We start from the raw sequence: 25850 nt of genomic DNA, 5'->3' as shown, positions 1-25850 counted from the left end.
GATTGAACCGGCTTGTTTCAGAAGCCCAGCGCGTTCCGCTCGGCGGGACTGTTGACGTTGGTCAACTCGCGCGGATCAGGCGCGGGCAACAGCGCTGCCGAATGCAACATCAGTAGTTTCCGGGGCGACACCATGCCGTTGTTGAACGCGTCGCGTACGACGGGTCCGCTGGCGGGCTCCCAGATACAAAGCAGCGGTTCGGGGTAACGACCATCGGTATCGTAAAAAGCCGTCGCCAGGCAGGCTGGGTTACGCCCGGCCACCAGCGTCCGCAATGACAGGTCGGTCAGCAGGGGCATGTCGCAGGCTACGACGAGCCAGGCCACCGTCGGGTCGTGGTTGAGGGCCGCCAGGATACCGTTGAGCGGACCCGGTCGCGGATTCTCGACATCGCGCAAAAGCGGCATACCCGACGCCTGTAAGCGATCGATCTGCTCCGCGTTGACCGACCAGTAGACCGTCTGGCAGTAGGGCCGCAGCAACTCGGTCAGGTGATCGCGCTGGGGTTTGTCGTGGTAAACGAGCTGGGCTTTGTCCTGCCCCATCCGCAGGCTACGCCCACCGATCAGCACCAGGCCGTTTAGTAGAGCCACCTGACCGTCGCCCGTGCTACTTGTCTCGGTTGAAGTCACGTTTACCACCGGTTTTTTCCATCAGCTTCGTTTCCTGAATGACGATGTCGTGCGAAAACGCCTTGCACATATCGTAGATGGTCAGGGCGGCAACCGATGCACCGACGAGGGCTTCCATCTCCACACCCGTCTTGCCTTCGGTCGACACGATACATTCGACAACGGCGGTCAGCCCTTCGGTATGAATCGTAATGCGGCAGTTGTCGAGCCCCAGCGAATGGCAAAGCGGAATCAGTGAATCGGTTCGTTTGGCGGCCATCGTACCGGCGATGATGGCCGTCTGAAATACCGGTCCTTTCTTGGTCGCGATGTCCTGGCCAGCGAAATGCGTCATAATTTCCTCGTTGAGAACAACGACGCTGCGGGCGCGGGCAGTCCGGCGGCTAACGGCTTTGGCCCCCACGTCGACCATCGCGGGGTCGCCTTCCGGGCTGATGTGTGAGAATTGGTTCATGCTTTCAGAATTCGGTTTACGGTTCACGGTAGTCGGTTTTCAGTACTGCCAGTGCGACTGTAAACCGTAAACTGACTACTGAATACCGACCACCGTCTTGTATCGTCGCGTCGAAGTTCGACATTCGTAGCGCAACTTGCCTTATTTTCGCTTACTCGACTCCTATGCTTACTGCTGCTCAGGCCACCGATCTGGTGTTGCAACACTGTCTGTCACTACCAACTGAATCTGTCACGTTAACCGAAGCCGGGGGGCGGGTGTTACGACAAGCCGTTTGCGCCGACCGTGATTTTCCGCCGTTCGACCGGGTCGCGATGGATGGCATTGCCATTCGCTTCGCTGACTTCGCCGGTCAGCCCGCCGACGCGCCCCGGACGTTTCGGGTGGTCGGGATGCAGCGGGCGGGGCAACCCCAGCAAACCCTGACCGACGCGAACACCTGCCTGGAGGTCATGACGGGGGCCATGCTGCCGGTGGGGGCCGATACTGTTATCCGCTACGAAGACATTGACATCGCTGACGGCTACGCTACGGTGCAAATCGAAGACGTCCTGAGCCGGCAGAACGTACATCATCAGGCTACCGACCGTCGGGCCAACGACGAATTGCTGTCGCCGGGCATGCTACTTGGTCCGGCAGCGATTGCCGTTGCCGCATCGGTTGGTCAGGCAACATTGCTCGTGTCGACCCTCCCGCGTGTAGCGCTGATCTCGACGGGCGATGAACTCGTTGGCGTTAGCGACACACCCCTGCCCTATCAGATTCGCCAGTCGAATACGTACCTGCTACAGGCTGCGCTGAAGTCGCTGGGTATTTCGGCCAGTTTGCACCGCATTGTCGACGATGAAGCGTTGATGACCGAACGGCTGAGCATGCTGCTGGCAGACAATGATCTGCTGTTGCTGAGCGGGGGCGTATCGGCGGGCAAAGCCGATTTCGTACCGGCCGTGTTACAGCGACTGGGTGTTGAACAACGCTTCCATAAGATCGATCAACGACCGGGCAAGCCACTCTGGTTCGGCACGACGCCCGATGGCAAAACGGTCTTTGGCCTGCCGGGCAACCCCGTGTCGACGGTGCTTTGTACGTATCGCTACGTGATGCCTTACCTGCGGGCATCGCTGGGACTGCTGCCTGAACCACCCGTTTATGCGCAACTGGCTTCGGCCTACACGTTCCGCCCGGCACTGACGCATTTTCTGTCGGTTCGGCTGACCAGCGAACCCGACGGTCGACTGGTGGCGCACCCCCTGCCCGGCTCGGGTTCAGCCGATTTCGCCAATCTGCTCGACGCCAACGCCTTCATGGAACTGCCCGCCGACCAATCAGATTTCAAACCGGGCGACGCGTTTCCCGTCTGGAAAACGTTGTAATTTGTCAGCACCAGCATCCTCGCTGGTGCTCATGCCAACCAATAGTTCGTCGCTACCGCGACGGTACCAACAGACAAAACCGTACACAATGGATTTGCAAACCGTTACTGTCGGCGTCGTGCAGGCGACGCCGGCGCTGTTCGACCGCGAGAAAAGCATCGACATCGTTATCGACTGGCTCGGGCGGGCCAAACGGGCGGGTTGTCAGCTGGTGTTGTTTCCTGAATCGTTTATTCCCTGCTACCCACGGGGGCTGCGCTTCGATGCCGTTGTCGGTCGCCGGACCGACCGGGGGCGCGAACAGTGGCTCGATTACTGGGCCAACAGTCTCGACGTGCCGTCGCCATCCGTCGACCGGCTCAGCAACGCCATTCGCGACGCGGGTTTGTTTGTGGGGCTGGGCGTTACCGAGCGCGAACCAATCGGCGGTACGCTCCACTGCTCCCTGCTGTATTTCGGACCGGACGGTACGCTGCTGGGCAAGCACCGCAAGCTGAAACCTACGGGTCTGGAACGGTACATCTGGGGCGAAAGCGACGGTAGTACGCTGGTTAGCTACCAGACCAGCCTGGGCCGGATCGGTGGATTAATCTGCTGGGAAAATTACATGCCCCTGGCCCGCACGGCACTCTACCAGAAGGGTGTCGAGATCTATCTGGCTCCGACGGCCGATGCCCGCGATGCCTGGCAGGCAAGCATGCAGCATATCGCGCTGGAAGGCCGCTGCTTTGTGCTGGCCAGCAACCAGTTTGTCCGCAAAAGCGATTATCCCGAACGCTACCAGGCCGACCTTGCCGATGAGCCCGACATTATGAGCCGGGGTGGCAGCGTAATTCTGTCTCCGCTCGGCGACGTACTAGCCGGGCCACTCTGGGATCAGGAAGGGCTGCTTACCGCCGAACTCGATTTCAGCCTGCTCGCCAAAAGCAAACTCGACTTCGACTGCGTTGGTCATTACGCCCGCCCCGACGTGTTTCAACTGACAGTCGTCAACCAGCCAGATACCCAGATTTATCCGACCTGATAGCCGGAATACTGCGAAAAACGAATCTACTGGCATAGATAGTGGACAGATCTACTGGTTTCCCCATCGACTGAGACCCCACGTAAGCATGGGCCGATTTGTACGCTTTCTTACCGTTTCGTTATACCCTGCTGCTCAATTTCTTGCGTGGACGTTTCTGCTGACACTAAGCACCCTGCCTTTGGTTCGGGCACAACCGACAGCAACACCACCGCCGTGTCGCACCAGGCCGCTGCCCCTGTCCCAACGGAAAGCCCTTGAAGCCGCCATGACGCAGGCCGTACAATTACGACTGGCGAATGGACAGCCTGTTGCCGCGCTGACGTATGTACCGATCCGGCCGCATATTCTTCGCCGGTCCAACGGGACCGATGGCTATAGTTTAACGAGTCTGAACAACGTACTCGCCCTGACCAACAATTACTACCGGTCGGCCGGTATTCAGTTTTTCTTTTCGGGTAACAGTCCCGACTATGTCGATGACGACAACCTGTACAACGCTTTCGTCATCGGCGTCAGTGAAACCACCATTGCCAACCGTAACGCGACAAACGCGCTGAATCAGTATTACGTGCAGGCTTTCGACGGCGACAACACGGGGGGCTATGCCTATTACCCATCCAACAATGTCGCGTCGACCCAGTCGTTTATTCGGGTGGGGAGCGATGCCGATCTGGGCAATCGCCTGATTCCGCACGAGCTGGGCCATAACTTCAACCTGCTGCACACCTTCGACAATGAGACCGGGTACGAAACGGTAGCGGGCGACAATTGTGCCCGGACAGGTGATCTGGTCTGCGACACACCCGCCGATCCCTACGGCCGAACTGACCTGCCCGATGCGGCAATGACCTGCGTCATGGGGTGCCCATCGGTTTATACCTGCACCATCACGGAACCCGGCACCGGAGCGCATTATCACCCCTCGCCAACGAACATCATGTCGTACTACTTTCCCTGTACGCACGATCTGACGGCCGGACAGTATGAACGGATGGCAAACGGGCTCGCGCTTCGTCAGTCGCACACCGCCTATTCACTCAACGCTGCGTCGACCCCGGTTAGCCCGGTCACCAATCTATCGGCCGCGCTGGTCAACGCCCGCGTCGTGCTGAACTGGACAGACAATGCGACCAACGAGATGGGGTATTTCGTCGAACGGTCGATCACCTCCGACTCGACGGGTTTCACCTTTGCGGGTGGCGTAGCCCCGAATGCAACGTCGTTCACGGATCTGGATGCCCCCCTGGCGGCCACTGTCTACTACCGGATACGTCCCTCCAACAGCACAGGTGACCTTAGCCAGGTTCTTATTTTCCATACCCCCTTCTGCCAGCCGGTATACACATACGGGTGCCAGGATTATGCGACGGGGCTGGGGAGTGTCCAGTTCGATGGGCAGGTACTGAGCCAGAACTCAGGCTGTTCCCTTTCGGGGGTCGGGCAGTTTACAACGTTGGCTCCGCCAGTTGTGCCGGGAGCCAGCTATACCTTTACCATTACTCCAATCAACCGGGTCAACGCCCTGCGGCTGACGGTCTGGGCAGACGTTAACCGGAACGGCTCGTTCAGCGATCCGGGCGAACAGATTTACGAGACCCCCGCGTCGACCACGGCGGTTATCACCGCTGGCATCACCATACCCGCCAATGCAAAGCCGGGCCGCTTCCCAATCCGAATTATATCCTTGGCGGGGAGCAGTACCAATCCGGCCGATCCCTGCGGTAACTACAGCTACGGCGAAGCGGAGAATTATCAGTTGACCGTACTACCCTGTTTACCGAAAACCGTGCGAAACGGCAACTGGCATGACCCGTCCGTCTGGTCCTGTGGGCGCGTACCTGTTGCGGGCGAAGCCATCACCGTGCAGCATATCATCACGGTATCAGCCGTTGCGCAGGCCCAACGCATCTCACTGACAGCCGGTGGCCAACTGGTGTACGCCAGTAGCGGCTTACTTCAGCTCAACTGAGCGGGTCTACTGCGCTCCACTCATTCTCCACTGGTACCGTCACTACATTTGCACCTTATTCACTATTGTTGGCATCTTTATCAATTATGAATAAACGTATTGACCTGCATACGCTGAACGATCAGTGGTTAACTGACTATGTTGACCGCCAGCCATTGACAATCCATAAACACATCAACAAGCTACGGCGACTTGAGCCGTCACTGGATTTCTTCTCGTTTCTCGTAGCCAGTTCGATCTTCTCCAGCAATATTGAAGGCACCACGGTGGACCTTAACGAGTACTACCGGTTTCAGGAGATGGGTTTAAAAAAAACGAAATCGATTCAGGAAATCGATGATTTGATCAAAGCCTATCGGTATGCTCAGCAATCGACAATCACGGAAGACCGACTGCTCACGGCCCACCGATACATGTCGGCTACGCTGCTGAATCGAAATAAGGCGTATCAGGGTAGTTATAGAGACAAAGAAGTAACGATTCGTAATCTACAGACGGGAGCCATCGTATATCAAGGCGCGCCAGCGACTCTGGTATCACAGGAAATGCAACGCTTGGTAGCCGACATAAACCTGTTGACCGAGCAGGACCTGAACCACAATGAGGTCTTTTACTTTGCCGCTCAGATTCACCTGCGCGTGGCTCAAATTCATCCCTTCGCCGATGGCAACGGCCGAATGGCTCGCCTGTTGGAAAAATGGTTCCTGAGTCAGATGCTGGGTGATGTAGCGTGGTATATTCAGTCGGAGCGCAACTACCAGCGCAAACTAACGGCCTATTACAAGAACATTCATTTAGGTGATCGTTACGAAACCGTGCGTGACGACCGAAGTTTGCCTTTTCTGCTGATGCTCCCCTGGGCGTTACGCCTGAAAGCACGCTGATAAGCGCTGCCTAAAACTTCTTTTTCTTGCGCAATTCCCGCATCTCGACGTCGAGGGGCAGCTCGTTCATACACTTAAAGTGGCCGAGCGGGCAGGCGTCGAAGCCGATTTTTGAGCAGGGGCGGCAATGCAGGCCGGTCTTTTCCAGCACGACGTAATTAGTTTTGTACGGGTACATGCCCAGTTGGGGTGTCGTGTTGCCCCAGATCGAATAGACCTTCTTTTTGAACGCAGCCGCGACGTGCATCAATCCCGTATCGTGGCTAAATACAACCTTCGCCCGCTGCACCAGCGACGCCGACTGATTCAGGTTGTACTGCCCGCAGGCGTTGTAGATGAGTCCACTGCCCAGTGCCTGTTCAATTGCGCTGCCCGCGTCACGGTCTTCTTTACCGCCCAACAAGACAATGGGGTGATTGATCTTCCGGCAGAGTTCGATCATGCGCGGCACGGGTAGTTTCTTGGTCGCGTGTTGCCCGCCAATCGCATAGGCCACGTACTCGTCGCGGTGGGTAATCGGCAACCAGTCCGCTTCGATCTGATCTTTGTACGGGATAAAGTAGTCAAGTCCCTGCTCATCGTTGATAACGCCCAGCGGCCGGACGGTCGCCATGTATCGGTCGACGATATGCACGTCGGGCATGCTGTTGACCTTCCAGCGGACGTAGAGGTACTTGCGCAGGTTCAGCTTGTTGAAACTGTAGGCCTTCACACCCAGCAAGCCCAGCTTAATCATACGGGTGCGAAGGTTGTTGTGCAGGTCGATGATGTAGTCGAAGCGTTCGGGGCGGATGGTAGCCAGTAAGTCCGACAGACTACCATCGAGATAATGAACCTTGTCGATGTACGGGTTGTGTTCGACAATGGCCTGAAACGATCGTTTGGTACAGAAATGCACCTCAGCGTCCGGCAATTGCTGTTTCAGACAGCGCACGACAGGCGTTGTCAGCACGATGTCGCCGATCGACGAAAACCGCAGCACTAAAATCTTCATCGGGAAAGGTTGTTTCGTCGGTCGGTATACAGTTTACGGTTTACAGCGACTGCCGTACAATCTCCAGTAGTTCAACGGTAGCCTGCTTCCGAAAACTATGTACCGAATACCGTAAACCGGGTTGACCCTGGTTGCAAAGCTATTGCATTTGGCGCGGGTTGTCAACTCATTCAGTTACGCCACCCCCGGGGTGCGACGGGCGTTTGGTAAAGGCTGTTCTGACAGGCAATACAGGGGGGATTCGACGGGTACGGGAAGTCGGTCGGGTAGTCGGCGTCGGGGCTTCCCTGCCCGGCACTGCGATCTACATAGATGATCTGCTCCGACAAGCCTACCGCCCCAAAATACCCATATACCGGCTGACTGGCGTCGCTCACGCAGCGTATGTTCCCGGCCACCGACGACGGTGCCGCATCGAACAGACCACCCGTATTGCTGACCAGTTGCTTCACGCTTTTCCAGAACTGATACGCTCCCCGGCTCAGGCCCTGTTGCTGCACAGCCAGATAGTAGCGGGTATTCGACGTGTAGGGCACCTGCATGATGTACTGACGACTGATCGCCTGCCCGTTGATATCGACATCCGAGCTAATATCGATGCAGTTGTGACAGCGGTCGATCTGCCAGCAGGGCGTGCAGCACGAGATACCGTCGTATAGCTTCTTCGTGGCGTTGAACGTTTTCTTGCAGGCCTGTAACGTTTCGTAGTGCGCCCAGTTCCAGCGGTAGTAATTACCCAGCGTGTCGGGGTCCTGCGTGTCGATGTATACGTTCCAGCCCTGTTTGATGCCAAGCTGATTGACTCGTGGTGTGCTGACGTATTCGGAGTAGATTTTCGAAATGGGCGACACCCCCGGCAGTACCTCCGCCGTCGACTCATAGCGCAGTCCAGCCTTGGTCTGGATGGTCAGCGTATAACTCCGGCCGACCACGCCCTGCATTCCCCCGGCCCTGGTCTGGTACACACCACCCGGCGACAGTTCGGTCAGGACTTCACGATTGCCTTTGTCATCGGCAATCGTCACGGTAGCACCCGTTTCGAGCAGGTTGACGCTCTGAATCGTGTAGTCGGCCGTACGGGTCAGCCGGACCGTGTAGGGACCGGGCTGATCGGTTACCTGACCTTCTACCACGAGCGCCGGCGCAATACTGACCGTTTCCGACTTGTATTCAGTCACGCAAGCCAGCACCGTCAACGAACAGAGGAGGCTTATCAGGAAGGAGGATAGTTTCATAACAGGTTTCGGTTTACGGTATTCGGTTTACGGTATTCGGTTTTCAGTGTGTACCGGTTTCTTGGCAGGAGGGCGCGTGACTACGCCAGCGCTACCGAAAACCGAATACGGAGAACCGTAAACCGCCTTAAAATTTAAAATTGTACGTCAGCGAGGGGAAGGCGGTTCCAAAGATGGATAGCTTGTAGGCATTTTCGTTGGCTGCGTTGCTTAATCGATAAAAGACCGAATACGCATTTTTATGGGCGTAGACATTGTAAATCGAAAAGACCCAGCTACTCTGGTTCCGCTTCTTTTTCAGTGGGTTCTGCTCGAACAACATCGAAAAATCGAGCCGGTGATAATCCGGGATGCGCTGCTGATTCCGGTCGACGTAAATCGGCACATAGATTCCATTGATAAGCGCGCGGGCATACGGCTGTGTTGTCGGGCGACCGGTGCTGTAGGTGAAATTCAGCGACAGGCTAAACCAGGCCGTCGGGCGGTAGGTCGCCAGCACGTTGAGCGTATGCGGTTTATCGTAGTTGGCCGGATAAGGATTACCGCCGTTGATCCGCTCACTGGCATACGGGCTGTCCATTGTCAGGAACGTCCGGGCGTAGGTATAGCTGGCGAAACCCGTCCAGCGTCCTTTGTTTTTACGCGCCAGTCCTTCAAAACCATACGCACGTCCGTCACCCTGCACGATCTGCGTTTCAACGTTGGGCGCTAACTGGATTTCCGCCCCGTCGCGGTAGTCGATCGCGTTGGCGATGTGTTTGTAATAGACCTCTCCCGACAGTTCGTAGGCGTTGTCGGTGCTATTACGAAAATAGCCCAGCGAGTACTGGTCAGCGATCTGCGGTTTGGTATACGCATCGCTCAGGTGCCAGCGCGAGGTCGGTAGCGCGGCCGTCGTATTCGTAATCTGATTGATGTACTGCCGCAGCCGGCTGTAACCCAGTTTCACTGATTTCCCGTCGCCGACCGTCCAGCGCAGCGCCAGTCGCGGTTCCAGTCCGCCGGTGGTGTGGTAAACGGCACCGGCACCATACGGGCGGGTGCCGGTCACGGTTTCGTCCTGCACCGGACCGTTCTCGGCATAGGTTCGGACGGTCGCCGGCCCCCGGTTGAGCAGTTCCGAGTAGCGCAGCCCCATCAGGATCGACAGTACTGGGTTCAGCGTCCATTCGTCCTGCGCGTAGGCCGCCAGTTCGTAGGCCCGTTCATCGGCCAGCGTTACCGGCAGCACATTGGAAAACGGCCCCACCGTGCGCGTATTGGGTTGTACCCGATAGTCGATCAAACTTAGCCCAACCTGTACCTGATGCGCCGGATTGAGCGTGTACGTAAAATCGGTTTTCAGTTGCCGTTGCCAGATACCCGACCGCAGCGTAAACGCATTGGCCGAGTCGGGAGCCGACAGATAAGCGCGGTACCGACTCAGAATCAGCGCCGTGTTGAGATTCGCCCGCTTACTGATAAAGTAGTTCCAGTGCAGGGTTCCGTTCAGCGTCTGGTAGTTGAACTGTGTCGATGATGCGTTGATTTCCTGCCCCGACAGCGAATCGGACGGTAACTTAAACGCATCCTGACTCTGGTAACCGGTGAGCGTCAGCGTGTGCTGTTCGTTGAGCTGGTATTTGAGTTTGGTCGTCAGGTCGTAGAAATTAGCGCGGGTATTTCGCAGATTGGCCGGGGCCAGTTTGAATAGAAAATCGTTGAACGACGCCCGCGCCCCCAGCAACAGCGACAATTTATTTTTCAGGATTGGTCCTTCAACACCTAACCGGCTCGACACCAGACCGATCCCCCCGTTGACACTCCATTTCTGCGCGTCGGGTTCGCGGACTTTTACGTCCAGCACCGACGACGCCCGACCGCCGTACGACGCAGCCACGCCCCCCCGGTTGAGCGTCACGTCGCGCACGATGTCGGGATTGAAGGCCGAGAAAAAACCCATCAGGTGACTGGTGTTGAATACGGGGGCATCGTCGAGCAGCACCAGGTTCTGATCGGCGCTTCCACCGCGCACGTTGAAACCGGGAGCCCCCTCACCCACCGTTGTTACACCCGGCAACAGCAACAGACTTCGGATAATGTCGACTTCGCCCAGTAAGGGAGGAATCCGGCGGATACTGCGGATGGTTAGTTGCGACACCCCCAGTTCGACCTTCCGTACGTTCCGGTCGGGCGTCTCGCTGGTCACCGTTACTTCGTCAAGGTCTTTGGCATCGTCGGCCATCGTCACTTCCCGAAACACGGTACCCTGCACCTGTATCGTGTCGAGCGTCGGTCGGTAGCCGACGTGCGTGAATTTGAGCACGTAGCGTCCTGCCGGCAGGTTGACGACGAAGAAGCCGTCTCTGGCCGTGACGTAGCCTTTCGATACGTCGAGCACCACGATGTTGGTACCCTGAATAGGCTGTTTCGTCCGGACGTCGCGTACGTAGCCTGTCACGGAAAAGACGGGCGATTTCTGTCGGGGGGTCTGCGCCTGCGCAAGTCGGCAATAGCCGGTCAATACGAGAATCAGTAAAGCAGTCAGGCGCATATGCAGCGGATGTGTAATTCAGAACCAGACACTAAACGCACCCGGCCGTCCGATTTACCCACTACGTTTTGACTATCGGTTACTGTTGCAGTTGGTGTAGCCCAGACCTCCCGGTCTGGAGGCCGTCAGGCCAACTTACGTGATCGGCAGCTTTGCAGGTCGCTGTCGCGCCCTCCAGACCGGAAGGTCTGGGCTACACGCTCCACTACTTCCGGGTATCTTCCCAGAGTAATTTCTCTTCCGTCCGCTTCTCGAAGAAGTCGGTGCATTTGCCATCGCCCGAACCAGCGAAACCACCGTCGGGCAGGCAGATGGTATTGCACTGATCGTCCAGCAGCTGGCTCGGAATATCGCAGCAATGTTGTGGGATGAAATAGACGGTCCGGCCCTGATACCGATACTGATAGACTTTCGCGGGTGGGCTCCACACGCCCTCGGCTTTGATCATATCGATCCGGGTTTGAAGACAGGTTGGAATACCAGTTGGAACATCACTGCGCCGACAGCCTAATGACAACAGGCCGGCAAAAAGACAGAGGTGCAGAAAACGATTCATCGATCAGTGTGTGGTTGGTTTATTGCCAGACCTATCGTACCGCCAATGGGTTGGAACGACGCCTTTTATAATCCCTGTACCACCACTTAGTTCCCCGTTTCCCGCGTCCAGATTTCGTTGACGGGGCCACCGGTCGAGCTTTGCCCGGTATGATGCCACTCCGTAGGACCAACCTCGGCCCCGAACGTCAGCGACTTACCGACGCGGCTGTTATCGCGGGAGAAAAACTCGATTGTCTCGGTGTACTTCCCGTCTTTCAGGGTATAGGTGCCACCACCCGTACCGGAAAACTGCTTTGTCTGCGGATTGATAGCGACCCATTGGAAGCGCGTTCCGGTCAGCAATTTAAGCGTCTTGCGGGGGCCACGCTGCATAGGCGTCAGTTGCCCCGCATCGTTGGCCCGGCTCGTAATGCGCCATAAACCGGCCAGTTGCTCCGGCGAGTTGAATTGATCGATTCGATCGAATATCATCTTCCCAGATCGGGTGGCTACGGTCAGCTTTTTGTTAGTCAGGCTAACGCCCATGCGGTCGATTGACCCGACACGGGTACTGTCCGCTGCGTTGAACTCGATAATTTCGATCAGGTTGTTACCCGCCAGTTGCCATGTTCCGCCACTGGTACTGATGAATCGGCCGGGTTCGTAGGCCGTATGCATAACGTAATTGTCCGTGAACGTCAGCACCGTACGCGTACCCGACGGCGCTACAAACTGCCAGGCACCTACCAGATCCGTCGGTTTTACCTGCGCTATTGCCGTCAGCTGACACAGGCCAAGAAGTAAAGAAACTACAACTGCTTTCATGGTTATCAGGAATAAGGTTATTGCGTTTAGCTGGCGTTCGCGACAATGTAGTCATTGATCGGCGAACATAAGCAGTAAACGGTGTTAGCGCTTGGTTGTCTATCGCGAACGAACGAAGCTACGTCCGGCGCATGTCTGAACAAAGGGGCAACACGGCTGGCGAATGGCAAACCGTGCCGTATCTTTGTGGTTTAGACAACTATGGCAGCTACAATCCGCGACATTACCTATCAACTCCGGCAGGGCAACCTGATCGCGCTGGCCGACGAAGCCGGCTGGTCGGTTGCCGCCGACCCGACCAACGAAGAAGCCGTTGCGAAACTCCTGACACTTTTTTCGGTCATGCCCGACGGCGTCCGCCCGACGGTGCTCATTCAGAACGCCGATCAACTGGTGCTGTACGTGGCCAAACTGCCCGACGTTGCTTACGACGTGGTCGACTTTGCCGAAAACCCGCTGATCGTCGTCTTCGAGCAGGGAAAAAACATTGCTCCCGTACTACTCGAACAGAGCCAGGAAATTGCCGTCCGGCGGTCGTTGAACGCCGAGGTTCAGCGGTTGATCGGTGGTTTCGGCCGGGGCCTGCTCACGATTCCGTTCGAGTCGCTGACCTTGCCCCCACCCGCCGAAGCCGCCGTTAGCGAACGATTTGGTGCCTTACCCGGCATGCCCCGCAAGCCCCGCATCATCCGGCTCGACCTGGACGGCGGCATGGCGTTCATTAGAAAATAACGTGCGGTTTTCGGTATTCAGTTTACTGTTTACGGTCCCTTGGGCCTGTCTATGTCAACAGCCACCGGCAAACGGAACGTGTTGAATCACTGTAAACCGAATACTGAAAACTACAAACTACTACTATGAATTTTACCGACACACTACAGGCCAACCCCATTTTCGAGACGCTGGCGCAACAGGCCGACGCGCTGGGCGTTCGTGCGTATGTGGTGGGCGGGTTTGTACGCGATCTGCTACTGAAACGCCCGTCGAAAGACATCGACGTCGTTTGCGTGGGTAGCGGTATTGCGCTGGCGGAAGCCGTTGGCAAAGCGATGAAGGCTCCCGTGGCCGTGTTCCCCAGCTTTGGTACCGCCATGGTCAAAGTCACGCTGGGCGGGCAGGTGTGGGAAGTCGAATTCGTCGGCGCGCGTAAAGAATCGTACCGGTCGGACTCGCGCAAACCCATCGTGGAAGATGGTACGCTCGAAGATGATCAGAACCGGCGCGACTTCACCATCAACGCGATGGGTATTCAACTGAACCGCAGCAGCGCAACGGGCGTGTTCGGCGACCTGCTCGATCCGTTCGACGGACAGAAGGATCTCAAACGAAAGATCATCCGCACTCCGCTCGATCCGCTGGTTACCTTCTCCGACGATCCGCTGCGCATGATGCGGGCGATTCGCTTCGCGTCGCAACTCAACTTCGACATCGAACCCGCTACGTTCGATGCCATCGTGCAGATGAACGATCGCATTGGCATCGTGTCGCGCGAGCGCATCACCGACGAATTGAACAAGATCATTCTGTCGCCGACGCCCTCCTACGGCTTCAAACTGCTATACCATGCCGGCTTGCTCGACCGTATTTTCCCGGAACTGGTGGCGCTGAAAGGCGTCGAAACCATCGAAGGACGGGGCCACAAGGACAACTTCTACCACACGTTGCAGGTGCTCGACAACATCGCCAGCCGCACCAAGTCGACGCCCGAACTCAACGCACAGGAACTGTGGCTGCGCTGGGCCGCGCTCCTGCACGACATCGCCAAGCCCGCCACCAAACGCTATGACAAGAAGGTTGGCTGGACGTTTCACGGGCACGAAGATCTGGGGGCCCGCTGGGTACCGGGTATTTTTCGGACGATGAAATTGCCACTGCACGAGTCGATGCGGTTTGTGCAGAAGCTGGTTCGGCTGCACCTCCGCCCCATTGCCCTCACCAAAGAGCAGATCACCGATTCGGCGCTACGTCGGCTGCTGGTCGATGCGGGCGACGATCTTGACGGGCTGATGGCGCTGTGCCGGGCCGACATCACGTCGAAGAATTACGAAAAAGTACAGAAGCACCTCCGCAACTTCGACCGGGTCGAGCAAAAATTAATTGATTTAGAAGAACGCGATAAACTACGCAGTTTCCAGCCCGTCATCACCGGTGAACTGATTATGGAAACGTTTGGCTTACCGCCGTCGAAGGAAGTAGGCGAGCTGAAAACGTTTATCCGGGAAGCCATTCTCGACGGCGACATACCCAATACGCTCGAAACGGCCTACCTTTTTTTGCTGGAAGAAGGGCGTAAGCGTAACCTGACCGTCGTCAAACCGCTCGAACTGAATCTGCCTTAACGAGTTACTACACCTGAGCTATAGCGTATCAACCACCTGAATACACCATGGAAAACAATACCCGCCGGTTCTTCGGCACGTCATTGACAATTCTGGGCGTCGTCGTCGTCCTGTTTGCCCTCGTTGCCTTTCTATCGGATGGCAAGCCCCTGCTGGGTATGAGCATCAACAAGGCCGAATCAGCAGCTCCGTTTATCGTAGGCATGATCTTCCTGATCACCGGCGTCAACCTCGTACGCGAATCGTAACTAGAGTTTTAAAGTTATAGCGTTGAAAAGTTGGCTGGCGCGTCAACCCATCCGGTACCAGCCAGAACGCGCCAGCCAACTTTATAACTTTACGACTCTACAACTTTATAACTTCATTTAGAAGTCTTTGCCGAGAGCAGCCACTTGTAGGTATCCTCGGGCTCGGGTAAGCCGCTGGGCAGAATTTGCAGGTACATCAGGTGCAGGTGTGTCGGAGACCGGGGTTTATAGGCGTTGAAGCCCGAACGACCCATTTCGGAGATTTTCTGTCCGGCCCCGATCCACTGCCCCGGCAGCACGTCGACAACGTTGTTGTGGGCGTAATAAAAAAGCCCGTTCATCACCGGATCGTATAGCCAGATCCAGTTACCGCCCCGGTACTCGGAGCCGGGCGTCCAGGCCGTTTCGATGGCCAGTATAACCCCGCTCGTCATTGCCAGCACATCCGCCGGTCGTCCGGTCTGATCGTCGATACAATCCTGATTACGGTCGGCGATAAAAATATCCTGTGCCGGGTGACTGCCCCGCACGTTGTAATCGAATAAATCGAAACCTTTGCCCCGGTAGCCTTCGCCGTGCGTACCGCCGATCGCGCGTGGATTATAGCCCCGGATCGGAAACGCAAAGTACTGACCCGTTCGGCGCAGGCTGTCCCGTTGCAGACTGTCGTAGCGCATACGCCCATCCTGATCAAACCGGTGTTTTAGCCCAAGCATGATCTGACTAAACCGGCGACGGGCCGAATCGGGTTGAATACTTTGTTCCCGAATCTGTGTGTACAACACCTGAAACTGCTGGCAGTAGGAATAGATCGTCGGTTCGTCGGGCTCGCGGTCCATTGTCTGTGATGATGCGGCATTCAGCCCGCCAACCAGTATTGCCACTACGATACCCAGTATTCGCATAAGCGCGTACCCATTACTACTCACTACCTGTCAGATTTGAATTACGCGCCAAAAATACGGAAAGCGCGGTAATACGAAGGACCGAACGTGCCGAAGGGGGCTTTACCCGTATACGAAATACGACCAAAGCCCCCTTCGACGGACCGATTGCGCAACCGGTTACGGGCAAACAATCTTATAAAACGTGTAGCTAAGCGTGATTGCCGTGTAGGTATAGCTGTCCGACAGGGCGGTATTACTCTGCCCCAGCTTATTACTTGTCGTTCCAAACGTCTGGTCGCCCAGCCCGTCGATGTAATCGTAGCGCGTGAAGCGTGTACCAAATTCAAATCCTATACTCCAGGGGCGGTGAAATTCATATTTCAGTCCCACACCGAGCGGAAAATTCAGCATACCCCGCCCCCGCACGACGTCGTTTCTGCTATTGAAAAGCCCGATGCCGCCAAACACATAGGGCGTCCAGTTTTTGACTTTCGGCTGTGAGGTATAATTTCGAAAGTTATACTGCAGGTCGCCTGTCAGTTCACTGATCGAACTTTGGAACGCGAAGTTCCGCGCCTGCTGAAATGGATCGTTGCTTAGCCGATCATCGCCCCGTACGCCCCCCAACGCAACACCCAGTCGGGCGGAAAACGAACGCGTAGCATTGTAGCGGAAAAACAGACCACCCGCCGGTCGGTACAGACGCGGGTCGAGACGGACCGATACGTCGCCTTTGTAGAGCATACCACCCAGACTACCGCCCACCTCGATCTTCTGCGCGTGCAGATGCAGGCTTATGAAAAGCCCGGCGATGAGCAGCCGGGCCGTACGCATGTGTTGGTTCGTCACTACCTATCGGATCGGGGGACACTTGATCTTACTCGGGATGATGTAATGAATCTGGAAGCTGGTCAATAGGTAACCGTCGTTTAGTTTACCATCGGCACCCCGCACAACGCTTCCCTGCAATTCATTACTAATTTGTGCCTGCTGGCTAGGATCGCCATTCTGGTACAGATCGACCAGGGGCTGATACCGGTTCGGGTGGCTTTTCGGCCGGGCCGCGTAAACCTCCTGCCGACGGTCGGCCATCTGCGCTGCCAGCCCGGTCAATGCATCCTTGGCGGCATAGTTACCGCCCGCATCATCCAGATAGTCGGTAAACGTGTACCGAAAGCCTACTTCGAACGCAAGGTTGAAGTTCTCGTTCAGTTTATAGCGTACACCCAGGCCAACCGGAATAGCCGCTGTCACGAGCGAGTACGGTTTGTCGTAACCGGGTTGCCCCTGTCCTTCCGTGTGCAGGGGCTGTAATTTTACCCATTGCTGTGCCTCAGTCGCGTTCGGATCATACGGGGTGCGCGCTTCGGGACTGTGCGCCAGCAGGGCAATGCCCCCGAAAATGTAGGGCGTAAATTTGGCCCGCTCTTCCGACGTCCGTCCGTCCGGAATAAAATTATAAACGCCCGTGATGGCAAACTCTTTCAGATCGTTGCGAAAGTGCAGGTTCCGGACATACTGAGGCAGGTTCTCAACGATGTTGTTCTTGTTGAACGTGTAGTCGTCCCCCGCAATACGTGCCCAGGTAAAGGTAGCGCGGGCGGCAAACTTGGGCGTAAATTGCCGGGTGTAGCCGATACCTACGTTCCAGCGCGGCATGATATACGTTGCCTTAATAAACTGCCGGTACCCGGCCAGATCACCGTAGTAGTGCGAGGAGCCAACACCGAAACTGACAGATGAGTACGGCAGAAAATGCGTATTCACGCGTCGCTGCGCCAGACTATCGGTTGAGTCAGCAAACAAGGCAGCGACCGATAGCATACCAGCAGTCAGGTATTTTATTTTTTTCATAGAGAATGTATGGGCGAATCAACCGGATGAATCAAAGCGTAATCTCTTCGGAAACGGCAATTTGTGGCTTTTATTGGTGAATCCGCAAAAAAAGGCCTGTGCGGAACTCATCAGCAAGGATCGCACCAGCCTAATTGCGGATGTCCCAGCCCCAGTTGAGTTTGCTGCGCAGCGTGTTGAGGAAGTTCTCGTCGCCCAGCTTCACCAGTCGGGCTTTGAAGTCTTCCTTCTGCACGCTGATTCGGGCCGACACGTCGACGGTAAACGAGCGGGAGTCGAGTGCTGCCAGGAAGTTACCGCTGCGGCTCTCGACCTCAAACGACAACTGGCAGGTGTCCATCACGATCATCGGGCGCACATTGAGGTTGTGCGGACTGATGGGGGTAATGATCAGGTTGTTATTTTCAGGAAGGAGCACCGGTCCACCGCAACTCAGCGAGTACCCCGTCGAACCGGAGGGCGTTGAAATGATGAGCCCATCGGCCCAGTAGGAGTTCAGAAATTCACCGTCGAGGTACGAGTGTACGGTAATCATCGAAGATGTCTGCGTACGGGTAATCGTAAAATCGTTGAGACCAAATGGTAAGGCCCCGAAAATATCGGGCGTTGACCGGACATTGACCAGCGTGCGTTCGTCGATACCGTATTTCCCGTTGAAAAGTGCGTCGATCATGAGCCGGATCGACGGGGGGGCAACCGTGGCCAGAAAGCCCAGCCGACCGATGTTGATCCCTACGATCGGAATTTGCCGGGGCCCGACATGCGTCACGGCGTCGAGTAGCGTACCATCGCCCCCCAGACTAAACACGAAGTCGGCGTCGATAACGCCTTCCTCGGGCAGATACGTCGATTGACTGTAGTGAGCGACGCCAGCGTTATCCAGAAACTCGCGATATCCCGCCGAGATCAGCACGTCGACCTGCCGTTTGGCTAATTCCTCGAACATAGCCTGCACATAAGGCCGGGCTGACTCGGGGAAATTCCGCCCATGAATGGCGATTTTCATAAAATAATGCGGTATACAGTTTTCGGTTTTCAGTTTTCGGTAGCCAACCACGGCACGTATCAATCAACCGAGAACTGTGTACCGAATACCGAAAACCTACGTATTTAAGTAGCGCAGCAATGAGTCCAGCCGTTCCTGATCGATGCTTTCGACGGGCGTGTTGGCAAATGCAGCTTCGATCTGATACCCGAACCGTTCGAGTGTAGCTATAACCGCCGTAATGTCCTGTCGGTTAAGTTTAAGCGTCAACCGTGACCGATCGGGCATGCCATAAGCGGCACTCGAAAAGTAGCTGCTGATGATCTTGACGTTATTCGACTCGACCAGTCGGCTGATTTCCGCCATCGAGTAATCGCGCTCGTTCAGGCTCAGAATCAGCACGGCTCCGCTTTCCTGCACACCCAGTTCCTGGGCAAACTGCCGTAGCAGTTCGGCCGTCGACACGGTGCCGATAAATTCACGACCTTCGTTCAGTACAGCCACGACGTCCATACGCTGCTGCATGACCATACCCAGTACTTCGTACAGGTGCTGACCTTCGTAGACGTATACCTGCTCGAAGAGATGCAGTATGTTTTTCAGCGGCCGCTGATCGTCGCCAACATCGAGCAGCAGCTCTTCGCTGACAATGCCCAGATAGTCGCCCTGATCGATCAGGACCAGTTGGCCAATGCGGTGTTCCTGCATCCAGTCCAGCGCCTGCCCAACCGAATCGGTCGGTTTCAGGGCCGGCAGCATTGGGTCGATAAGTTCAGCAGCCAGCATACAGATTGGTGTCAACGACGAATGTGTTGGTCAGAAAACTACGGAAAATCCAAATAGGTTGGATATACGCAGTCTGTGAATGTCGGTAATTATCCCACGGTCGCCTGACACGCCGGGTTACTTAACCAACGACCAGTTCGCCGATGGGGTTCCGGATCAGCCAGTCAGCGAGCAGATTGTTGAACTGAGTCGGGCACTCCATCATGGGTGCGTGGCAGCATTTGTCGATAAAATGCAGTTCTGACTGGGCGATGAGCCGGTTGAATTCATAGCCCACCTCAGCCGGTGTGATGGTATCGTTGAGCCCCCAGACCAGCAGCGTAGGTACCTGAATTTTATGCAGGTCTTTGGCTACGTTGTTGCGCTGCGCCGACTTGGCAATGCCCACGATGCTCATGCACTTGGGGATACTGCTCGTCGTTTCAAAGACTTCGTCGACCAGTTCTTTCGTCGCTACTTTCGGATCGTAGAACGTATACGCGACGCGCTCAGCCACATAGTCGTAACTACCCCGCTTGGGAAACGAACCGCCCATCCCATTCTCGAACAGACCCGAACTCCCCGTCAGGACCAGCCGCTGCACGCGCTCAGGATGCTGAAACGTGTAGAGCAGCGCAACATGTCCACCGAGTGAGTTTCCCAGCAGGGTCAGGTCGTTGAGTTTCTGGTAGTCGACAAAGCGTTCGATAAACGTCAATAAGCCTTCCAGACTTGCCTGTCGAATCGGCATCTCGTAGATCGGCATCAGCGGAATAATCACCCGATACCGGTCCGAAAAATCCTTGATGACGGCGTCCCAGTTACTGAGTGCGCCGAATAAGCCGTGCAACAGCAACAACACGTCGCCCTGCCCTTCATCGACATACTGAAATCCTGCTTCTTTCCGAATCTGATAGTTCATACCGGTATGCTATGCTACTAAACAGGCTGGTGCCGACGATGCTTCGTTGCCAGCCGTGTTCTCGTGTTGATTAAAGTTAACCCAGTTTTTTATAAGTGACAGCCCATGTTCGGTCAGGGCTGCTTCGGGGTGAAACTGTACACCCCAAAGTGGTAACCAACGGTGGCGCAGGGCCATAATCTCCTGCTGATCGGTCTGCGCCGTACTGACCAGTTCGCCGGGCAGGGTACGCAGCACCAGCGAGTGATACCGCGTGACGCCAAACCGACCGGGCAGGCCAGCGAATAATTCATCGGCAGGATCGACACGAATCAGCGACACCTTTCCGTGCATGGGTTGGTCGGCCGTCGATAGCTCAGCACCGAAAAATTCGCCGATGGCCTGATGCCCCAAACAGACACCCAACATGGGTACCTGCCGATGAAAATGCTCGATGACGTCCATCAATCGGCCCGCCCGACGCGGTGTTCCCGGACCCGGCGATAGTACCACCGCATCACAGGGCTGCGTCAGTTGGTCCCAGGGTGCGTCGTTCCGTAATACCCGACACGTCGCTCCCGCCTGCCGCAGGTAATCGACAAGCGTGAAGGTGAACGAATCGAAATTATCGACAACCAGCAGGTTCATGCCCGTATAACACAACGAATAGGCACAAAATTAATAATAGCTTGAAAAAAGCAATTCCTGTTTACCTATTCTCACTGATTATCAACATATTATTTTTTTATTATCTTCAATTAAGTCAATTTTTATAAAAATAGTACCAGCCAATAACCAAGCCGCTGCCCGACGGGTTAGATGAGCACGTACTTTTAGCGGGCCGATCGTTCGGTTCAGCCTTCATACATACATGAATCTACCCAATACCCCTGTTCCTGTTTTGATTATAGGTGCCGGCATGGCTGGTCTGGCCTGCGCTGTCCGGCTGAAAGCCGCTGGTGTCGACGCGCTGCTACTCGACAGTAGCGACGGCGTGGGCGGGCGCGTGCGTACCGATCTGGTCGATGGGTTTCGGCTCGACCGGGGCTTTCAAATTCTGCTGACGGCCTACCCGGAAGCGCAGCGAGTGCTCAATTACGAAGCCCTTGAGCTGGCCCGGTTTCGGTCGGGTGCGCTGATTCATCAGCCGCAGTCCGGCACCAACACCTGGCTGCCATTATTCAACCCGTTCAAGGAACCGCTGTCGGTTTTCAAAACGCTGACATCACCCGTCGGTACAGTCGCTGATAAACTGCGTATTGTCGAGTTACTGCGCCAGACCCAGAGCCTGCCTGTCGATGAGTTGCTGAGACAGACGCCGACAACGACATTGCAACGACTGCATGACCTCGGCTTTTCCGAGCACATTATCGAGCTGTTTTTCCGGCCTTTCTTCGGTGGGGTCTTTCTGGAAGACGCCCTGACGACGTCCTCGACATTCTTCGATTTCTGCTTCCGGATGTTTTTTTCGGGCGACGCGGCCCTACCAGCCCTCGGCATCGGTGAACTAGCCAACCAGCTGGCGCGTCGGCTATCGCCCGATCAGATCCAACTCAATAGCCCGGTAGTACAGCTCGACGGTACGCGGGTTACCCTGGCGGATGGCCGGACGATACAGGCGCAAACCATCGTGCTGGCCGTTGATCCGGCATCGGTGGCTTCACTGCGGAACCGGCCGGTTCCCGATAACACGGCCTTCAACCACACGACCTGCACGTATTTCGCCGTCCCCGACAGCTGGCAATTGCCCGACGAGTTGCCGAAGAAAATGCTCATGCTGAACCCTAACCGGCGTTCGGCGGTGCATAACATGGCCATCGTCAGTGATGTTGCGCCAACGTATGCGCCAGCGGGACAACGGCTGATTTCGGTCAGTACGCAGGGGCTGGAAACTGTCAACGAGACGGCGCTAACCGACCGTATCCGACGCGAACTCACCGGCTGGTTTGGCGACGGTGTGCAGCAATGGCGACATCTGCGTACCTATCACATTCCGCAGGCACTGCCAGCGTACAGCCCGACCGCAGCTACTGCCGGCACGACCCATCAACCGCTGAAGCTGGCGGAAGGGTTATACCAATGCGGTGATCAGTCGGCTTATCCGTCGCTCAATGCAGCGTTGCAAACAGGACGGTTGGTTGCCGAACAGATTCTCCGCACCGATTGACTAGCGGCAACCATCTAGTTACCAGCCCTAACAGGTTTTTTGGAAACCTGTTAGGGCTACGCTGACTGAGCAACAAGCCAATCGGCCATGCTCCGCCCGGACAGGAATGCCCGTTCGACGTTCAGATGCGGATCGTAGGGGGCCGTTCCGCCGAAACCGTCGCCACCGAACAGGAGTGGCAACGGGGTAGTTGCCCGCCAGTATGGGTCTGGATGGGCCTGCACGACCTGACTGTAACGCCAGCGGTGTACCTGTACCGACGTAATCGTTTCGGCAGGTAGCCAGTCGGCGAGCTGTGCCAGCAGCTGTTGGCCCGCTGCGGTCAGGTCGCCATCCAGATTGGCCCGGCTGAACGCAGTACTCGCTAGTATCGTAACGGTCGGTACGTCGGGCGAAATACCTTTCTGCTGGTTGTCGGCCACCCAGGCGATGTCGGGCCGGTCGAGCCACAAGCCGCCGGGCGCGGGAATTTGGCTTGCCTGGTCCAGCGCGACCAGTACGGCCAGGCAGGGGTCATACTGAATCGTTTGCAGGGCGCGCTGATCGGCGGGTGCCAGCAGATTCGATTTATCGACAAACAACGTCAGCGCCTGCGGAGCGGGTATCGTACACAGTAACGCGTCGCCCCGAAACGACTGGCCGCTTTCCGTCTCGATTCGCCAGCCCGTTCCGTCGGCCTTTACCGCTACCACCGTCTGCCCGGTTTCGATCGCCAGCCCCGTAGCCAGTTGTTTCGCCACCCGGTTCATGCCGTCGCGTCCGACCCAGCCGGTACCTACCGGGTCGACAGGCCACGCCATGAGTGCTGCCTGCCCGTCGGCCGATGTAAGCCAGTCATTGAACGGGACTGTGGTGGCCCGGATCACCTGCGCGCCGTGGTCGGCCCGGCCATTGGCCAGTCGGCGGGTGGCCAGCCGCCCCCCCAGTCCCCGCCCCTTGTCGAGCACGGTTACGGTCCATCCCTGTTGTACAAGTTGTCGGGCCGCTGTAAGGCCTGCGATGCCGGCTCCGATAATCACACACGATTGCATTGACTGGTACGATTTTTAGGGTAGTAGTCTATTTTCTGTTAACACGCTCAACGGCTTTGCGTCCGACAACCGCCGGTTCGAATAGGAAAATCCGGTCGGGGCGTCGTACTTCGCAGTTTAACAAACGGATGTAGGGCCGTGTTGACGATGTGATGCCCAAACTCGGTGCTGTTCGTTTCTTTCTATCGCTATTTGTTGCGCTACCGCTGGCCCTGCCGCTGTTGTACCCGCATCTGTTTCGTTGCATGCTGGTAACGCGCTCGGGCGATTTTCGGCAGGTATTCGATAGTACGTCCAGCCACGCCGTATACGTGCGAACGACGGTTTCGCCCCGGCAGCGAACTACATTTCAGGCCCACGTCCGGGCTGCGCAGGCACGAATCAGCCGATTTTGGGGTAGCCAGCAAGGGCGGGCCATACTGATTTATTGTCCTGACCAGGCCGACTACGTTCGGTACTGTGCGGGCGGTGAAGGAGCCGGTTGCAGTCTCGGCACGCCCTGGGGCGACGCTTATCTGGTGCTGGGTCCCGACGGAAACAACGTCGATGTGATTGCCCATGAACTGTGTCACGACGAGCTGTTTGCCCGGCTTGGCTGGTGGCGCATCAAACGACAGGTTCCGCAGTGGTTCAACGAAGGACTGGCTCTGCTGGTCGATTATCGCTTCAGCTCGCCCGACGTTTGGGAACAGCCCGATACAAGCACAACGGTGCCTGATGAATCCCTGCGCAACCGGTTCCACTTTCCACCGCGCCCCATGATTCCCCTGACCGATCTGGTCACGACAGACGACTTTTTCGGGGGCGACTATGGCCGGGTCATGCTGGCTTATCAGACCGCAGCCGACGAAGTCGAGCGCTGGTTATGCCGGGTGAAGCGACCGGGTTTACTGGCGCTTACGCAGGCTGTTGCCAGGGGCGAACCGTTCGACGAAGCATACCGCCGGTTGGAGCGGGAAAAATAAACCGGCCGCGCTGCCAACCGGTCAGCCGTAAACTGTGTACTGAAAACCGGCTGCCTGCTTACACCAGCGTCACTATGGTACCATCGTGGGTATCGACGGGTAAAGCAGCGGGCAGATGCTGGAGAATCTCGGTGCGAAGCGCGTCGATCAGCCGGCGCTTCAGGAAGCTGCGGTGAATAATCAGGCTGACCTCCCGTACCGGCGCTGGCGACGCGAACGGCCGTATTCGTGCACGACGGGTTTCGTCCATGTCGAGCGTGGCCAGAAAAGGCAAGAGTGTAAAGCCATCCTGCCGATCGATCAGTTTGATCAGTGTTTCAAGCGAGCCCGTTTCGTATTGCAGGGCATTGGTCGCGTTGGTCGGACGGTCGGTTCCGCAGACGCTGATAACCTGATTGCGCAGGCAGTGCCCCCCCGTCAGTAGCCAGAGCCCGTCGGTCGCCAGGTCATCGGTATGTATCTCCTCCCGGATCGACAAGGGATGTGTGTCGGCCGCATAGACCACAAATGGTTCGCGAAACAGGGGAATCTCCGTAATCCCGTTTTCGTCGAGTGGCGTCACGACGAGCCCTACGTCGAGTAAGCCTTTACGGAGTCGTTCGACAATCTGCTCCGTCACCAGTTCCTGAATCTGTACCGATACCGCCGGGTACTTCGTCACAAATTCACCGATAAAATACGGCAACAGGTAGGGTGCTAACGTCGGAATAACACCAATCTTCAGGTCGCCCTGAAAATCGTTTTTCGATTCGCTGACGATCTCGGGAATGCGCCGGGCGGCCCGCAGCACTTCCCGCGCCTGCGCCAGCACAGCCTCGCCCACGCCCGTCGGAACCACCGGCTGCTTCGAACGATCGAAGACCCGAATTCCCAATTCATCTTCCAGCTTCTGAATCTGCATGCTGAGCGTAGGCTGCGTTACGTGACAGTTGTCGGCAGCCGTAGCAAAATGCCGGTAGGTATCGACGGCTACAATGTATTCAAGTTGTGAAAGAGTCATAAGCGCGTACCAGTCAACAGAACGGGCCTGCCGACACTACAATCGAAAAAATCAATACAAATCTAAATTACATTGAGTAAACAAATACACCATGGTCTTACTTTTGCCGATCTAGCCGCCCCTCCTCACCCGAAAGACAACGCTGCTGGTAAGGCGATGGTACCAGCCCGTGGCTTACCCCCCGGCTTGCCCGAAGCGTTGCGAATAAGCCCATCGCGGCTAGTAAGTCATAAACTAAAGACCAG

25 protein-coding genes are annotated in these 25850 nt (G+C 56.4%); 9 read left to right on the top strand and 16 right to left on the bottom strand.

Annotated features, from left to right (window positions below; genetic code table 11):
- Window positions 1-17: 17 nt before the first annotated feature.
- Both CLV58_RS10010 and moaC read right to left on the bottom strand, forming a co-directional pair.
- Window positions 18-632, bottom strand: coding sequence for an NTP transferase domain-containing protein (locus CLV58_RS10010; RefSeq protein ID WP_245882291.1), 615 nt, complete (start codon window positions 630-632; stop codon window positions 18-20).
- A complete protein-coding gene (gene moaC / locus CLV58_RS10005) occupies window positions 610-1086 on the bottom strand; it encodes a cyclic pyranopterin monophosphate synthase MoaC (protein WP_106137654.1) in 477 nt (158 codons plus the stop codon). Before moaC ends, CLV58_RS10010 begins: the two co-directional genes overlap by 23 nt.
- 164 nt (window positions 1087-1250) lie before the next feature.
- On the opposite strand from moaC, the gene CLV58_RS10000 reads away from it, so the two are divergent.
- From CLV58_RS10000 to CLV58_RS09985, 4 genes are all read left to right on the top strand, one after another.
- The gene (locus CLV58_RS10000) at window positions 1251-2459 is read left to right on the top strand and encodes a molybdopterin molybdotransferase MoeA (RefSeq protein WP_106137653.1); all 1209 of its coding nucleotides are present in this window, start codon (window positions 1251-1253) and stop codon (window positions 2457-2459) included.
- Window positions 2460-2547: 88 nt separating this feature from the next.
- On the top strand, window positions 2548-3483 hold the full coding sequence (locus CLV58_RS09995) for a carbon-nitrogen hydrolase family protein (RefSeq protein WP_106137652.1): 936 nt from the start codon (window positions 2548-2550) through the stop codon (window positions 3481-3483).
- 88 nt (window positions 3484-3571) lie between these two features.
- Window positions 3572-5455 (top strand): GEVED domain-containing protein, encoded by a 1884-nt coding sequence (locus tag CLV58_RS09990; RefSeq protein ID WP_146141405.1) that lies wholly within the window; start codon window positions 3572-3574, stop codon window positions 5453-5455.
- 86 nt (window positions 5456-5541) lie between these two features.
- Window positions 5542-6339 carry a Fic family protein gene (locus CLV58_RS09985; protein ID WP_106137650.1) on the top strand — a complete coding sequence of 266 codons (798 nt, stop codon included), beginning with the start codon at window positions 5542-5544 and terminating at the stop codon, window positions 6337-6339.
- A 10-nt stretch (window positions 6340-6349) separates the two neighbouring features.
- Here the strand turns inward: CLV58_RS09985 and CLV58_RS09980 are convergent, their stop codons facing one another.
- The 5 genes from CLV58_RS09980 to CLV58_RS09960 form a co-directional block, all read right to left on the bottom strand.
- Window positions 6350-7333 carry a glycosyltransferase family 9 protein gene (locus CLV58_RS09980; protein ID WP_106137649.1) on the bottom strand — a complete coding sequence of 328 codons (984 nt, stop codon included), beginning with the start codon at window positions 7331-7333 and terminating at the stop codon, window positions 6350-6352.
- Window positions 7334-7503: 170 nt separating this feature from the next.
- Window positions 7504-8568 (bottom strand): DUF4249 domain-containing protein, encoded by a 1065-nt coding sequence (locus tag CLV58_RS09975; protein WP_106137648.1) that lies wholly within the window; start codon window positions 8566-8568, stop codon window positions 7504-7506.
- Between the two features lie 127 nt (window positions 8569-8695).
- Window positions 8696-11101 (bottom strand): TonB-dependent receptor, encoded by a 2406-nt coding sequence (locus CLV58_RS09970; RefSeq protein ID WP_106137647.1) that lies wholly within the window; start codon window positions 11099-11101, stop codon window positions 8696-8698.
- Window positions 11102-11306: 205 nt separating this feature from the next.
- On the bottom strand, window positions 11307-11657 hold the full coding sequence (locus CLV58_RS09965; RefSeq protein WP_245882290.1) for a DUF6970 domain-containing protein: 351 nt from the start codon (window positions 11655-11657) through the stop codon (window positions 11307-11309).
- 86 nt (window positions 11658-11743) lie between these two features.
- Window positions 11744-12463, bottom strand: a complete 720-nt coding sequence (locus CLV58_RS09960) for a membrane or secreted protein (RefSeq protein ID WP_106137646.1) — start codon at window positions 12461-12463, stop codon at window positions 11744-11746.
- 201 nt (window positions 12464-12664) lie between these two features.
- Between CLV58_RS09960 and CLV58_RS09955 the strand changes: the two genes are divergently transcribed.
- The 3 genes from CLV58_RS09955 to CLV58_RS09945 all read left to right on the top strand — a co-directional run bounded on the left by CLV58_RS09955 (window position 12665) and on the right by CLV58_RS09945 (window position 15050).
- On the top strand, window positions 12665-13195 hold the full coding sequence (locus tag CLV58_RS09955) for an L-threonylcarbamoyladenylate synthase (RefSeq protein ID WP_106137645.1): 531 nt from the start codon (window positions 12665-12667) through the stop codon (window positions 13193-13195).
- 125 nt (window positions 13196-13320) lie between these two features.
- Complete coding sequence (locus tag CLV58_RS09950) at window positions 13321-14802, top strand: CCA tRNA nucleotidyltransferase (RefSeq protein WP_106137644.1); 1482 nt, start codon at window positions 13321-13323, stop codon at window positions 14800-14802.
- 47 nt (window positions 14803-14849) lie between these two features.
- Window positions 14850-15050: a hypothetical protein gene (locus CLV58_RS09945; RefSeq protein ID WP_106137643.1), complete on the top strand. Its 201-nt coding sequence runs from the start codon at window positions 14850-14852 to the stop codon at window positions 15048-15050.
- 113 nt (window positions 15051-15163) lie between these two features.
- On the opposite strand, the gene CLV58_RS09940 is transcribed toward CLV58_RS09945, so the two are convergent.
- From CLV58_RS09940 to CLV58_RS09910, 7 genes are all read right to left on the bottom strand, one after another.
- Window positions 15164-15955 (bottom strand): M23 family metallopeptidase, encoded by a 792-nt coding sequence (locus tag CLV58_RS09940; protein ID WP_106137642.1) that lies wholly within the window; start codon window positions 15953-15955, stop codon window positions 15164-15166.
- Between the two features lie 159 nt (window positions 15956-16114).
- The gene (gene porG, locus CLV58_RS09935; RefSeq protein WP_211300838.1) at window positions 16115-16771 is read right to left on the bottom strand and encodes a type IX secretion system protein PorG; all 657 of its coding nucleotides are present in this window, start codon (window positions 16769-16771) and stop codon (window positions 16115-16117) included.
- A gap of 18 nt (window positions 16772-16789) precedes the next feature.
- Window positions 16790-17791, bottom strand: a complete 1002-nt coding sequence (locus CLV58_RS09930) for a DUF6089 family protein (protein ID WP_106137641.1) — start codon at window positions 17789-17791, stop codon at window positions 16790-16792.
- Window positions 17792-17921: 130 nt separating this feature from the next.
- A complete protein-coding gene (locus tag CLV58_RS09925; RefSeq protein WP_106137640.1) occupies window positions 17922-18797 on the bottom strand; it encodes an NAD kinase in 876 nt (291 codons plus the stop codon).
- Window positions 18798-18893: 96 nt separating this feature from the next.
- On the bottom strand, window positions 18894-19562 hold the full coding sequence (locus tag CLV58_RS09920; RefSeq protein ID WP_106137639.1) for a CBS domain-containing protein: 669 nt from the start codon (window positions 19560-19562) through the stop codon (window positions 18894-18896).
- 121 nt (window positions 19563-19683) lie between these two features.
- The gene (locus CLV58_RS09915) at window positions 19684-20463 is read right to left on the bottom strand and encodes an alpha/beta fold hydrolase (RefSeq protein WP_106137638.1); all 780 of its coding nucleotides are present in this window, start codon (window positions 20461-20463) and stop codon (window positions 19684-19686) included.
- Between the two features lie 9 nt (window positions 20464-20472).
- Window positions 20473-21090 carry an anthranilate synthase component II gene (locus CLV58_RS09910; protein WP_106137637.1) on the bottom strand — a complete coding sequence of 206 codons (618 nt, stop codon included), beginning with the start codon at window positions 21088-21090 and terminating at the stop codon, window positions 20473-20475.
- Between the two features lie 223 nt (window positions 21091-21313).
- On the opposite strand from CLV58_RS09910, the gene CLV58_RS09905 reads away from it, so the two are divergent.
- A complete protein-coding gene (locus tag CLV58_RS09905) occupies window positions 21314-22609 on the top strand; it encodes an NAD(P)/FAD-dependent oxidoreductase (RefSeq protein ID WP_146141404.1) in 1296 nt (431 codons plus the stop codon).
- Window positions 22610-22665: 56 nt separating this feature from the next.
- Here CLV58_RS09905 and CLV58_RS09900 read toward each other — a convergent pair whose 3' ends face one another.
- Window positions 22666-23628, bottom strand: a complete 963-nt coding sequence (locus CLV58_RS09900) for an NAD(P)/FAD-dependent oxidoreductase (RefSeq protein WP_245882289.1) — start codon at window positions 23626-23628, stop codon at window positions 22666-22668.
- Window positions 23629-23792: 164 nt separating this feature from the next.
- Here CLV58_RS09900 and CLV58_RS09895 point away from each other — a divergent pair, with 164 nt between their 5' ends.
- Window positions 23793-24605 (top strand): hypothetical protein, encoded by an 813-nt coding sequence (locus CLV58_RS09895; RefSeq protein WP_106137634.1) that lies wholly within the window; start codon window positions 23793-23795, stop codon window positions 24603-24605.
- Between the two features lie 58 nt (window positions 24606-24663).
- On the opposite strand, the gene CLV58_RS09890 is transcribed toward CLV58_RS09895, so the two are convergent.
- A complete protein-coding gene (locus tag CLV58_RS09890) occupies window positions 24664-25605 on the bottom strand; it encodes a hydrogen peroxide-inducible genes activator (RefSeq protein ID WP_106137633.1) in 942 nt (313 codons plus the stop codon).
- Window positions 25606-25850: the final 245 nt, after the last annotated feature.

Source organism: Spirosoma oryzae, assembly GCF_003002825.1.
Taxonomy (GTDB): Bacteria; Bacteroidota; Bacteroidia; order Cytophagales; family Spirosomataceae; genus Spirosoma; species Spirosoma oryzae.
Note: the sequence above shows the minus strand (reverse complement) of the source record. Positions and strands in the feature narration are given on the sequence as shown.